Here is a 12,942-nt window from a genome sequence, read left to right as displayed (position 1 = left end):
GTGTCTTTCATAGCGGAACTGGCCATAGGGCGAGTTTATTCCCGCCTCACGCCGATATTCGCAAAAAAGATCGCGATCGCCTGCCCGCCGCCCGCCAGCTAGTACGACGACCGGTTCCAGTAGTCGTCGCTCGCGTACACGTCTTTCAGATAGTCGATGAAATAGCGCACGCGCGCCGGCACGTAGCGCTGTTGCGGATAGACCGCGAGGATGTCGTAATCGGGCAGCGCGTATTCGTCGAGCACGGTTTCAAGCTCGCCGCGCGTGAGCTGCTGCTGGATCTCCCAGGTTGAGCGCCAGCCGAGTCCGAGCCCTTCAGAGACCCAGCGGTGCAGCAGCTCGCCGTCGTTGCAATCGAGCGAGCCGCCCACCCGCACCGTCGCCAGTTTGCCGTTGCGGCGGAAGTACCAGCCTCGGTTCTGTCCGCCTTGCAGATTGAACGCGAGGCAATTGTGGGCCGGCAGATCTTCGAGCGTCTTCGGCTTACCGTGGCGGCGGAAATAGTCGGGCGTGCCGCACACCACGCGCCGGTTCGATGCCAGCTTCACCGCGACGAAGTTCGGATCGACCGTGCCGCCGATGCGAATCGACAGGTCATAGCCCTCACGGACCAGATCGACGACCCGGTCGGTCAGATTGAACGACATCTGCAATTCGGGTTTGTCACGCAGAAATGCGGGCGCGAGCGGCGCGACGTGTTTGCGGCCGAACGCGGCCGGCGCCGACACGATCAGATGGCCGTTCACGGTGCGGCGTCCCGCGCTCAGTTCGTTTTCCGCCTGATCCCAGTCGCTGAGGAGCCCCCGGCAGCGTTCGAGAAACGCGGCACCGTCCTCGCTGACGACGAGCCGCCGCGTCGTGCGATACATCAGCTTCACGCCGAGGCGCTTTTCGAGCGCGTCGATGCGCCGTCCGAGGATCACCGGCGACACGCCCTCCTCCAGCGCCGCCGCCGCGAGACTGCCCGCATCAGCGACCCGCACGAAGGTTTCGATCTGTTTGAAACGGTCCATGCTCGTCTCCCACCTGTCTCTTGCCGGGCTGCCGCCGGCCATGCACCGGGCTTCACGCCATTCAATACTTTTTGTTTCGAAATAAGCGACCCGGACTGATCTTATCAAACCTTTGGCGCAGCCCTACAGTGTCCTCCAACCGACGTCATTCCCGACATTGAGGAGACATTCATGGCCAAAATGAGAGCCGTCGACGCCGCCGTTCTGGTGCTCGAAAAAGAAGGCATCGACACCGCGTTCGGCGTGCCGGGCGCAGCGATCAACCCGTTCTACTCGGCGATGCGCAAAGCCGGCGGCATCAGCCATGTGCTCGCGCGACATGTGGAGGGCGCGTCGCACATGGCCGAGGGCTACACCCGCGCACAGCCGGGCAACATCGGCGTGTGCATCGGCACGTCGGGCCCCGCCGGCACCGACATGATCACCGGTTTGTACTCCGCCCAGGCCGACTCGATTCCTATTCTGGCTATCACAGGCCAGGCGCCGCGCGCGCGTCTGTACAAGGAAGACTTCCAGGCCGTCGATATCGAATCGATCGCGAAGCCCGTCACCAAGTGGGCCGTGACCGTGCGCGAGCCGGCGCTCGTGCCGCGCGTGTTCCAGCAGGCGTTCCATTTGATGCGCTCGGGCCGTCCGGGGCCGGTGCTGGTCGATCTGCCGATCGACGTGCAACTCGCCGAGATCGAGTTCGATATCGACACGTACGAGCCGCTACCGGTCTACAAGCCGAAGGCAACCCGCAAGCAGATCGAAGCAGCGCTCACGCTGCTCAACGATGCCGATAAGCCGTTGATCGTGTCGGGCGGCGGCGTGCTGAACGCGGCGGCCGAAGACCTGCTCGTGAAGTTCGCCGAAACGCTCGGCGTGCCGGTGATCCCGACGCTGATGTCGTGGGGCGCGATTCCCGACGACCATCCGCTGATGGCCGGCATGGTCGGTCTGCAGACTTCGCATCGCTACGGCAACGCGACGATGCTCGCTTCCGACTTCGTGCTCGGCATCGGCAACCGCTGGGCGAACCGTCACACCGGCAGCGTCGATGTCTACACGAAGGGCCGCAAGTTCGTGCACGTCGATATCGAACCGACGCAGATCGGCCGTGTGTTCGGCCCGGATCTCGGCATCGTGTCGGACGCGAAGGCGGCGCTCGAACTGTTCGCCGAAGTCGCAAACGAATGGAAGGCCGCGGGCAAGCTGAAAGATCGCAGCGCGTGGGTCGCCGATTGCCAGCAACGCAAGCGCACGATGCTGCGCAAGACGCACTTCGACAACGTGCCGATGAAGCCGCAGCGCGTGTACGAAGAGATGAACCAGGTATTCGGCCGCGATACCTGCTACGTGAGCACGATCGGTTTGTCGCAGATCGCCGCCGCGCAATTCCTGCACGTGTACAAGGCGCGCAACTGGATCAACTGCGGCCAGGCCGGCCCGCTCGGCTGGACGATTCCGGCGGCGCTCGGTTTACGCGCGGCCGATCCGCAACGGCCGATCGTCGCGCTGTCAGGAGACTACGACTTCCAGTTCATGATCGAGGAGCTCGCGGCCGGCGCGCAATTCAAGCTGCCGTATGTGCATGTCGTCGTGAACAACTCGTACCTCGGGCTGATCCGCCAGGCGCAGCGCGCGTTCGAGATGGACTACTGCGTGCAGCTCGGCTTCGAGAACATCAATTCGCCGGAGACGAACGGCTACGGCGTCGATCACGTCGCGGTCGCCGAGGGTCTTGGCTGCAAGGCAATTCGCGTATTCAAGCCGGAAGACCTGAAGCCGGCGCTGCAAAAAGCGCAGTCGATGCTCAGTGAGTTCAACGTGCCGGTGATCGTCGAAGTGATACTCGAACGCGTAACGAACATCTCGATGGGCACCGAGATCGACGCGATCAACGAGTTCGAGGAACTCGCCGAAAAGCGCGCGGATGCGCCGACGGCAATCAGCCTGCTCGACTGAGCGTCGCGCATTCGCGGTATGCGCTGCATGCATCGCGCGCGCCATTCCCTGACCGACCTGAGAGACCTACACACCATGCCGAAATTCGCAGCGAACCTGACGATGCTGTTCAACGAAGTGCCGTTCCTCGACCGTTTCGCGGCCGCGGCCAGCGCTGGCTTTCATGCCGTCGAATTCCTGTTCCCGTATCCGTATTCGATCGCTGAATTGAGTGAACGTCTGCAACAGAACCGGCTGAAGCTGGTGCTGCACAACCTGCCGGCGGGCAACTGGGAAGCGGGCGAACGCGGTATCGCGTGTTTGCCGGATCGGGTCGCAGAGTTTCAGGAAGGCGTCGGCCGCGCGATCGAATACGCAAGCGCATTGAAGGTGCCGCAACTGAACTGCCTCGTCGGCATTCCGGGCGCAAACGTCGATGCCAACACCGCCCGCGCGACGATCGTCGACAACCTGCGCTTTGCCGCGGGCGAGCTGAAGAAGGCCGGCCTCCGGTTGCTCGTCGAGCCGTGCAACTGGTACGACATTCCGGGCTTCGCGGTGAACCGTTCGCGTGACGCACTCGACGTGATTCGCGAAGTCGGTTCGGACAATCTGTTCCTGCAATACGACATCTATCACATGCAGCGGATGGAAGGCGAACTCGCGGCGACGATCGAAAAGAACCTCGCGCAGATTGCGCATATCCAGCTCGCGGACAACCCGGGCCGGCACGAACCGGGTACCGGCGAGATCAACTATCCGTATCTGTTCGCGCTGCTCGACTCGCTCGGCTACGACGGCTACGTCGGTTGCGAATACAAGCCGCGTACGACCACCGAGGCCGGCCTCGGCTGGGTGCAAAGCGTGGCCGGTCAGGTGCGTGGCGCAGCGCATGCGGCGGCTTGAGACTCCTTCGGGTTCCTGACTGATTCCCGAAGCGCCTCAACGCACGCCCCCTATTACCCTGGAGATTCACACACATGGCAAAGATCGGCTTCATCGGGCTCGGCATCATGGGCGCGCACATGGCGCGCAACCTCATCAAGGGCGGTCACTCGCTGTTCGTGAACGGCGCGTATCCGGTGCCGGACGACATCGCGAAGAGCGCGAGCGTGGTCGCCAGTTCGACCGCGGTCGCGCAGGCCGCCGACATCGTCATCATCATGGTGCCGGACACGCCGGACGTCGCCAACGTGCTGTTTGCCGACGACGGCGTCGCCGCCGGCCTCACCAAAGGCAAGCTCGTGATCGACATGAGCTCGATCTCGCCGCTCGACACGCAGACGTTCGCGAAGAAGATCAACGCGCTCGGCGTCGACTATCTCGATGCGCCGGTTTCCGGCGGCGAAATCGGCGCGCGCGACGCGTCGCTGACGATCATGGTCGGTGGTCCGGAAAAGGCCTTTGCGCTGGCCCGGCCGCTGTTCGAGCTGATGGGTAGGAACATCTCGCTGATCGGCGACAACGGCGCGGGTCAGACCTGCAAGGTCGCGAACCAGATCATCGTCGCGCTGAATATCGAAGCGGTCGCTGAGGCGCTGCTGTTCGCATCGCGCTCGGGCGCCGATCCGGAGCGCGTGCGCCGCGCGCTGATGGGCGGCTTCGCGTCGTCGCGGATTCTCGAAGTGCATGGCGAGCGCATGACGAAGCGGACGTTCAATCCGGGCTTCCGGATCGAGCTGCATCAGAAGGACCTGAATCTCGCGCTCGATGGCGCGCGCAAGCTCGGCATCGCACTGCCGCATACGGCGAGCGCGCAGCAACTGTTCAGCGTGTGCGCGGCGAACGGCGGCAAGGCGTGGGATCACTCGGCGATGGTGCGCGCGCTCGAGATCATGGCGAATCATGAAGTCGCGCAGACGCCGGATAGCGAGGAAGCGAAGGCGGCCTGAAGTCTTCGTCTTGGGTTCAGCTCACCGGTGATTCCGTCGCTTGCCGCTTCGGCATCGGCGAGGCCACGGTGAGCGCAGGTGGGGCGCCCGTTCGTCGCCTGGCAACTCCGGTTGCTGGCGCGGCGGAACGGGCAAATCGCGCCGCTCTGGGCTGAGAGCGGCAAGTGGGGTCCGCAGCGGCACCCGGCGACGACGGGGAAGCCTTGGTCGGTCAGACGTCGTCGTTGGGTGTCCGGCTGTCGGATTCGTCAATCAATACGTATCGAACACCTTCTGCAACGCAGCCGGGGACGTATGGCCCGCCGCCAGCGCCAGCATCAACAGCACCCGCGCCTTGTACGGATTCAGCGAACCCGCGCTGACGAAACCGAGCGCGTCGTCAGCGGCCGCGCCATTGCGCATCACATGCCCCGAACCCACGCGCGACGAGCGCACCACCGCCACCCCGCGCGACGCGGCATCGGCCAGCGCCTGCTGCAAAGACTGGTGGATCGAGCCATTGCCCGTTCCCGCGACGACGATGCCGCGCACGCCCGCGGCGATGAGCGCTTCAATGGCAATGCGCGACACGCCCGCATAGCTCGTCACGATCTCCACCTGCGGCCACGCCGCATCGATCGCGAATTCGCTCGCGACCGTATGCGCGCGCACCACGCCGCGCTGGAATTCGACGCGGCCATCCTGCACCCAGCCTAGCGCCCCGATCTCGGGCGACTGGAACGCATCGACCGCATACGTGCTCGTTTTCACGACGTCGCGCGCGCTATGAATCCGGTTGTTGAACGCGACCAGCACCCCCTGCCCGCGCGCCGCCGCGTGCGCAGCGACCGTCACCGCATTCAGCAGGTTCAGCGGACCGTCGGCGGAAAGCGCCGACGCTGGACGCATCGCCGCGGTCAGTACGACCGGCTTGTCCGACTTGACGGTCAGATGCAGCAGGTAGGCGGTTTCTTCGAGGGTATCGGTGCCGTGCGTGACCACCACGCCGTCGACGTCGTCCGTCGCGAGCAGCGTGTTGATGCGTTGCGCGAGCGTAGTCCATAGCGGCATCGCCATGTCCTTGCTGTCGACGCTGGCGATCTGCTCGGGCGCGATTCGCGCGACCGTGGACAACGCCGGCACCGCCGCGAGCAGCTGATCGACGCCGACGACGCCCGCCTGATAGCCCGACGTATTGGCTGCATCCGGGGCTGAACCGGCGATCGTGCCGCCGGTCGCGAGCACCGCGATGCGCGGCAGCGTCGGCGCGGCGCGATGGCCGGGAGGAATCGGGAGAGAGGAAGTCGAGGTATTCATGGCGGCGATTGTAAGCGATGCGCCACGCCCCGCCATGCGTGGACGACCGGACGCAGGCTCGCCTCGCCTGAGCGTGCGTAACATGCTAGCGGGCTTCAATCCCATGCGGCGCAAAGCTGCACTCATCAGCACAAGTATTGACGATCGATATCGCTGGACTTTTGATACTTGATGAAACCCATGGGGCGCCCTTTTTCTACACGTCATCCTGTCCAGATTTCTCAGCGCCGCAGCGCGCAAATACCCGCCGGCGAGGATTCGGACCCGGCCTATTTCCGCCCTATCTCAAAAATATAGACTGAACCCAGTCAAAGAGATTTACCAAAGGCCACCAAGCCCCGATCCCCCCGGCGGAATCTCGCCGGTTCTCACTGTGGGCATGAGCTTGCGGAAACGTTATCGCCCCTGCTTTTGCGTCTGATATTGAACAGCGAAAAAGGGCAACGTCGATTTTCAAATAGTTCGCATAACTACGTTTCTCAAACCTTGAAAGGATTGATTTCATGAACAAGTCGTATGTCAGCGTCTGGAATGAAGCGCTTGGCTCGTGGGTAGCGGCCTCCGAGAATACGGTTGCGCGCGGCAAGCGCGGCAAGGCCAAGGTTTCTGCAGTTGTGGCAACCGCGCTGGTTTCGATCGCTGCGGTGGCATCGGGCGACGTGTTTGCGGCCGGCGCCATCAACGGAACTGGTCCGGGTATCTCGGTCGGTGTGAGCGGTGACACTGGCACCAACCTTCCAACCACCACTACAGCAGGCGACGTTGCAATCGGCCGGGGCGCGAAAGCTAGTGGCAGCACCGTTGCAGACGGCTCGGCCACGGCTGTCGGTCAAAATGCCCAGGCCATCGGCCTAGCCACTACAGCCTTGGGTGTCAACGCCTACGCCAACGGCACCAATGGTACGGCCGTGGGTGCTGCCAGCAGTGCGTTAAGCGATAACGCGACAGCCATCGGCTCCGGGAGTTACGCGGCGGCGGAGAATTCGGTTGCAGTGGGTCGTAACGCGTATGCAACTGGCGACTATGCTGTTGCATTGGGCACGTCATGGGCAACGGGTGACGGTGCCCTTGCGGCGGGACAGTTTGCCTTCGCGAACGCGGTCAATGCTGTAGCGCTGGGAGCGATGGCCAATGTGGCAGGAGCCAATTCCGTAGCGCTGGGAACGAGGGCCATTGTGGAAGGAGCCAATTCCGTAGCGCTGGGTTCGGCAAGTTTCGCGTCTGCGGACAATTCGGTAGCGCTGGGCGCGGGCTCGACCACGACGGCGAACCTGGGCGCGGCGGGTTATAACCCAGGTTCGAGCGCCCTGTCGGGCACGGCGTCGGCGGCGAATGGCGAAGTGTCGGTGGGTTCGGCTGGCAAGGAACGTCGTGTGACGAACGTGGCAGCCGGTTCGGCCGCGACGGACGCGGTGAACGTCAGCCAGTTGAAGTCGGAAGCAGCAAAGTCCAACATGATTGGTGCGAACACCGCCGAGGCGCTGGGTGGAGGCTCGACCTATAACCCGACTACGGGTGCGATCACTGCGCCGATCTATAACGTGGATGGCACGACGGTCAGCAATGTGGGTGATGCGATCACCAACATCGACATCCGTACGACGCAGAACACGGCGGCCATCGCACAGAACACGAGCGACATCACGAAGGTGCAGAATCAGCTGGCGGATGGCTCGATCGGCCTGGTGCAGCAGGACGCGACCAGCAAGGTCATCACCGTGGCCAAGGATCTGGACGGCACGACGGTGGACTTCACCGGTACTGATGGCGCGCGCACGCTCAGCGGCGTGAATGCCGGTGCGCTGTCGGCTGGCAGCACCGAAGCGGTGAACGGCTCGCAGCTGTACGCGACCAACCAGAACGTGACGGCCAACACGATGAACATCACCGGCCTGGACAGCCGCGTGACCACGGTGGACGATCGCGTCACCAGCATCGACGGCCGCGTGTACGACGTGGAAAGCTCGGTCACGAACCTGACGCAGCAACTCGATGGCGGCAGCGTCGGCCTGGTGCAGCAGGATGCGACCAGCAAGGTCATCACGGTGGCCAAGGATCTGGACGGCACGACGGTGGACTTCGCCGGTACCGATGGCGCGCGCTCGCTGAGCGGCGTGAATGCCGGTGCGCTGTCGGCTGGCAGCACCGACGCGGTGAACGGCTCGCAGCTGTACGCGACCAATCAGAACGTGGCGGACAACACGACGAACATCACCAGCCTGGACAGCCGCGTGACCACGGTGGACAACCGCGTCACCAGCATCGACGACCGCGTGATCAACGTGGAAGGCTCGGTCACGAACCTGACGCAGCAGCTGGACGACGGCAGCGTCGGTCTGGTGCAGCAGGATGCGACCAGCAAGGTCATCACGGTGGCCAAGGATCTGGACGGCACGACGGTGGATTTCACCGGTACCAATGGCGCGCGCACGCTCAGCGGCGTGAACGCCGGTGCGCTGAGCGCCACCAGCACCGACGCGGTGAACGGCTCGCAGCTGTACGCGACCAACCAGGCAATCGCGAACGCGAGTCGCTACTTCAAGGCTGGTGGCCTCGGGGATGGCACCGACGATGCGGTCGCGGGAGCCAAGTCGGTTGCGGTCGGCGCGGGCGCATCCGCCAGTTTCGGCGGCGCAGCCACGGGGAGCTGGAACAATCCTCTTCTCACGGGTAGCACCAACACGGATACAAATGGTGTTGCCATCGGAGCTAACGCTCGCGCTTCACTTGGCGGTATTGCCCTTGGCGATACGGCCGTCAGCGATAGTTACTCTGGCGTAGCGCTGGGTGCATACACCGTAGCTGGCTCGCACGGAACCGCGGTGGGCGCAGGCGCGATGGCACAGGGTTCGGATAGTTCCGCGCTGGGGTACAACGCTCTTGCCACGGGAGCAGGTGCAGTGGCAATGGGTAACTTTTCGACTGCCTCGGGCAACAGATCCGCGGCACTTGGCGCGAAGGCGGATGCACAGGGGGCGAACTCGGTGGCGCTGGGTGCGGATTCGATCGCAGACCGCGACGATGCAGTTTCGGTCGGCAACGCGACGCTCAAACGCCAAATCACGAATGTGGCGGCAGGCACGCTGTCGGCTAGCAGCACGGACGCGGTGAACGGCTCGCAGCTGTACACGACCAACCAGAACGTGACGGCCAACACGGCCAGCATTGGGGCCAACACGATGAGCATCACCGGCCTGGACAGCCGCGTGACCACGGTGGACGATCGCGTCACCAGCATCGACGGCCGCGTGAGCAACGTGGAAGTCTCGGTCACGAACCTGACGCAGCAACTGGACGGCGGCAGTGTCGGCCTGGTGCAGCAGGACACCACCACCGGAAACATCACGGTGGCCAAGGATCTGGATGGCACGACGGTGGACTTCACCGGCACTGATGGCGCGCGCACGCTCAGCGGCGTGAATGCCGGTGCGCTGTCGGCTAGCAGCACCGACGCGGTGAACGGCTCGCAGCTGTATGCGACCAACCAGAACGTGACGGCCAACACGACGAACATCACCGGCCTGGACAGCCGCGTGACCGCGGTGGACGACCGCGTCACCAGCATCGACGGCCGCGTGAGCAACGTGGAAGTCTCGGTCACGAGCCTGACGCAGCAACTGGACGGCGGCAGTGTCGGCCTGGTGCAGCAGGATGCCACCACCGGAAACATCACGGTGGCCAAGGGCCTGGACGGCACGACGGTGGACTTCGCCGGTACCGATGGCGTGCGCACGCTGAGCGGCGTGAACGCCGGTGCGCTGAGCGCCACCAGCACCGAAGCGGTCAACGGTTCGCAGCTGTACGTGACCAACCAGAGCGTGACGGCGAACACGGCGGACATCGCGACCAACACGACGAACATCACCGGCCTGGACAGCCGCGTGACCACGGTGGACAACCGCGTCACCAGCATCGACGGCCGTGTGAGCAACGTGGAAGGCTCGGTCACGAACCTGACGCAGCAACTCGACGGCGGCGTCGTGGGCCTGGTGCAGCAGGATGCGACCAGCAAGGTCATCACGGTGGCCAGGGGTCTGGACGGCACGACGGTGGACTTCACCGGTACCGATGGCGCACGCACGCTCGCCGGCGTGGCCGACGGTGCGGTTGCTGCTAGCAGCAAGGAAGCCATCAACGGCAGCCAGCTGTATGCGAACTCGGCGAGCGTGGCCGCGGGTCTGGGCGGTGGCTCGACGGTGAACGCGGACGGCACGATCTCGGCCCCGAGCTACAGCGTGGGCGGTACGACGGTGCATACCGTGGGCGACGCCGTCACCAACCTCGATGACCGGGTGACGCAGCACACCACGGACATCACGAAGCTGCAGACCCAGGTGGGCGATGTCGGGACGCAGCTGTCGGGCGTGGTGCAGTATGACCGTCACGCTGACGGCTCGGTGAACTTCGGTTCCGTGACGTTGGGCGGAAGCCTGAGCGCAGGTCCGGTGATCCTGACCAATGTGGCGAACGGCACGAGCCAGTACGACGCGGTGAACTACGGCCAGCTGTCGGCGTTGCAGGACCAGGTGACGGATCTCAACGGCCAGGTGAAGGATCTCGGTTCCCAGGTGTCGAACATCCAACCGGTCACCCCGGATGCTTCGTCGTCGGACAGCAGCAATGTCCCAGTGGCCAATGCAGCGATGCCGGGTACGGGTGTGGGCAGCACGGAGGTCGGGACAAACGCCAATGCAGCAGCGGACAACGCGGTGGCAGTGGGCGACAACGCGGCGGCGACCGGCGTCAACTCGACGGCGATCGGCACGGACTCGCAGGCAGACCATGCGAACTCGGTGGCGTTGGGTCAGGGTTCGGTGACGGATCGCGACAACTCGGTGTCGGTGGGTTCGGCGGGTAACGCACGCCAGATCACCAACGTCGCAGCGGGTACGGCGGACACGGATGCAGTCAATGTCGGTCAGATGAACAGCTCGGTCGCACAGGGCGTTCAGCAGGCCAACAACTACACGGATCAGCGTATCAACGCGACCAACCAGGCAATCAACAACGTCGCGAAGAACGCCTATGCCGGTATCGCAGCATCGATGGCAATGCCGAACATGACGCCGTCGGGTCCGGGCAAAACGATCGTCGCAGCGGGTGGCGCGACGTATAAGGGCGGCAGCGCCGCAGCAGTAGGAGCCACGTACCGCTCACGGAACAATAAGTGGCTCGTCAACGCTGCGGTGTCGGTCACGTCGACTGGCGACGCTGGCGTACGTGCTCAGGTTGGCTACGAGTTCTAACAGCCATGTCACGTAAAAAGCAGGAAATCCGTTAATCCAATAGTTGTGTAGTGGGCGTAGTGAACGAGTCTTGCCGGGAACGGCAAGACTCGTTTTTTTATGCGGTCAATAAACGACGCCCTTCCAATGAAGGACAGAAGGTCAGAAGCTAAGCGCCCGTGTGGACACATGCACTCAGACCGTGATGACAGAGAAACAAGTCCTTGGAAGCAGACTGGTGGTTGGCCGAAACCGGGCGTGTCGATTGCCCGGGCGGCCATGGATCACGACGTCAATCCGAACCAGTTGCGTCGCTGGATCTCGCGCCATCTGCAGCATATGCTGCTGGCGCCAGGAGATCCAGACCCAGTGGTAATCGATGGCGTCTCGATCGACGTCCCTGGGCCGAGAGTCAGAAGTCCAGTGAATATGAGTTCCCCACCGGCGTTCGTGCCCGTCGTTTCATCTCCAGTGCTCGTGCCATTGTCGCCGCCGGTGTCGACTTCGCCAGGATTGTCGATGGCGATCGCGCTACACGTAATCTCCTGGAGATGTACGGTATTGAGGTGTCGCCGGACTGACCGAAACTCAACATTTACCACACGCCCGACTGCCGGCTCCTGTTCCTGCAAATACACTTAACTCGCAATTTCAAGCCGGGTCGCCAATCTTGCGAACGCGGTATTGCCACACCGTCGCATCGGCTTTGTCTGCCTCGATCCGACCATCCTCAACCAATTGTTGAAGACGTGAGGCCCAAAAAGCATCACCTTTGCCATTGCGCGGGTCATGCTGCCGCATTTGCTCCATCAGTTCGCCCACGATGATTTGCGTAGGTCTCCAGTAGGTCGTGCAACGGTTCAGCAGCCAGTCATCGTAAGCATCCAGATTGCGGAACCGAAAAAATCCACCTTCATCGTATTCTCGCAACTGTTCCGGGCGTGCTGCGATCGCGTCGAATTCCTCCGCTAGACCTTGTCGCTCGGCGGAGGATAGGACAATAGAGGTCGACAGAAACTGCACCAGATCTTCTGGTGCGTGGTGAGCAACGGAATGGCAGCCACCAAACGGTGGTGCCGGCACCTCTACTTGCAACACGCGCGCTGTTGGATCCGTCAAGTATCGGCAAGCTATTCGTCGGAATACCTGATCCGATCCACCTCCGCTTGTCCAAATTATTGTTCGTTCTGGACGATCGCTTTCGATACGTTGGCGCAGTAAGTCCCATGGATTACGCTTGTCATGAGGAAAATCGTCCGGTTCTGAACCGACAGGTATCTGATTGCGAAAAATATATTGCCGAAATGCAGGTCTCAGTTCCATCGACAAGGGCCCGAGAGCGTAGTCGTCGCGGAAGCAAAATACCTCCCCCGTCAAACCAAGTGAATCTATCGCGTAGCGTAGCGCCCCAGCGGCACTGTCACCCGAGGTAAGATGAAAATCAGACATGTGGTTTCCTTTTCACATGGATCCGATTGTATGAGCGCGCGACATAGTCACTGGTTCAAGAAAAATTGCGATGTACACCTTAGCGAATATTTCGTAAAGGCTGCTGAGTTCGCTGCCAACTGTTCCAGCTGCTCCAGCCGC

At 62.9% G+C, this 12,942-nt stretch carries 8 protein-coding genes; 5 read left to right on the top strand and 3 right to left on the bottom strand.

The window, feature by feature from the left end; translation table 11 throughout:
- Positions 1-98: 98 nt before the first annotated feature.
- A complete protein-coding gene (locus L0U81_RS06815; RefSeq protein WP_233801086.1) occupies positions 99-1,013 on the bottom strand; it encodes a LysR family transcriptional regulator in 915 nt (304 codons plus the stop codon).
- A gap of 171 nt (positions 1,014-1,184) precedes the next feature.
- Between L0U81_RS06815 and gcl the strand changes: the two genes are divergently transcribed.
- The 3 genes from gcl to L0U81_RS06800 all read left to right on the top strand — a co-directional run bounded on the left by gcl (position 1,185) and on the right by L0U81_RS06800 (position 4,831).
- On the top strand, positions 1,185-2,960 hold the full coding sequence (gcl, locus tag L0U81_RS06810; protein ID WP_233801084.1) for a glyoxylate carboligase: 1,776 nt from the start codon (positions 1,185-1,187) through the stop codon (positions 2,958-2,960).
- A 75-nt stretch (positions 2,961-3,035) separates the two neighbouring features.
- Positions 3,036-3,845: a hydroxypyruvate isomerase gene (gene hyi / locus L0U81_RS06805; RefSeq protein WP_233801082.1), complete on the top strand. Its 810-nt coding sequence runs from the start codon at positions 3,036-3,038 to the stop codon at positions 3,843-3,845.
- A gap of 74 nt (positions 3,846-3,919) precedes the next feature.
- Positions 3,920-4,831 (top strand): 2-hydroxy-3-oxopropionate reductase, encoded by a 912-nt coding sequence (locus L0U81_RS06800; RefSeq protein ID WP_233801080.1) that lies wholly within the window; start codon positions 3,920-3,922, stop codon positions 4,829-4,831.
- A 252-nt stretch (positions 4,832-5,083) separates the two neighbouring features.
- On the opposite strand, the gene L0U81_RS06795 is transcribed toward L0U81_RS06800, so the two are convergent.
- A complete protein-coding gene (locus tag L0U81_RS06795) occupies positions 5,084-6,127 on the bottom strand; it encodes an asparaginase (protein ID WP_233801079.1) in 1,044 nt (347 codons plus the stop codon).
- Between the two features lie 503 nt (positions 6,128-6,630).
- Here L0U81_RS06795 and L0U81_RS06790 point away from each other — a divergent pair.
- Entirely contained in the window at positions 6,631-11,373 is a 4,743-nt protein-coding gene (locus tag L0U81_RS06790; RefSeq protein ID WP_233801077.1) for a YadA-like family protein, read from the top strand.
- A gap of 99 nt (positions 11,374-11,472) precedes the next feature.
- Positions 11,473-11,994, top strand: coding sequence for a transposase (locus L0U81_RS33800; protein ID WP_442793390.1), 522 nt, complete (start codon positions 11,473-11,475; stop codon positions 11,992-11,994).
- A gap of 9 nt (positions 11,995-12,003) precedes the next feature.
- Here L0U81_RS33800 and L0U81_RS06785 read toward each other — a convergent pair whose 3' ends face one another.
- Positions 12,004-12,801: a DUF3658 domain-containing protein gene (locus tag L0U81_RS06785; RefSeq protein ID WP_233801075.1), complete on the bottom strand. Its 798-nt coding sequence runs from the start codon at positions 12,799-12,801 to the stop codon at positions 12,004-12,006.
- Positions 12,802-12,942: the final 141 nt, after the last annotated feature.

This window comes from Paraburkholderia sp. HP33-1 (assembly GCF_021390595.1).
Taxonomy (GTDB): Bacteria; Pseudomonadota; Gammaproteobacteria; order Burkholderiales; family Burkholderiaceae; genus Paraburkholderia.
Note: the sequence above shows the minus strand (reverse complement) of the source record. Positions and strands in the feature narration are given on the sequence as shown.

What these genes read in the sequence shown, in the direction of transcription:
- hyi (WP_233801082.1), top strand. Translation starts at nt 3,036, where the DNA reads ATGCCGAAATTCGCAGCGAACCTGACGATGCTGTTCAACGAAGTGCCG.
- gcl (WP_233801084.1), top strand. Translation starts at nt 1,185, where the DNA reads ATGGCCAAAATGAGAGCCGTCGACGCCGCCGTTCTGGTGCTCGAAAAA.
- L0U81_RS06815 (WP_233801086.1), bottom strand. Translation starts at nt 1,013, where the DNA reads ATGGACCGTTTCAAACAGATCGAAACCTTCGTGCGGGTCGCTGATGCG.
- L0U81_RS06795 (WP_233801079.1), bottom strand. Translation starts at nt 6,127, where the DNA reads ATGAATACCTCGACTTCCTCTCTCCCGATTCCTCCCGGCCATCGCGCC.
- L0U81_RS06800 (WP_233801080.1), top strand. Translation starts at nt 3,920, where the DNA reads ATGGCAAAGATCGGCTTCATCGGGCTCGGCATCATGGGCGCGCACATG.
- L0U81_RS06785 (WP_233801075.1), bottom strand. Translation starts at nt 12,801, where the DNA reads ATGTCTGATTTTCATCTTACCTCGGGTGACAGTGCCGCTGGGGCGCTA.
- L0U81_RS06790 (WP_233801077.1), top strand. Translation starts at nt 6,631, where the DNA reads ATGAACAAGTCGTATGTCAGCGTCTGGAATGAAGCGCTTGGCTCGTGG.
- L0U81_RS33800 (WP_442793390.1), top strand. Translation starts at nt 11,473, where the DNA reads ATGCGGTCAATAAACGACGCCCTTCCAATGAAGGACAGAAGGTCAGAA.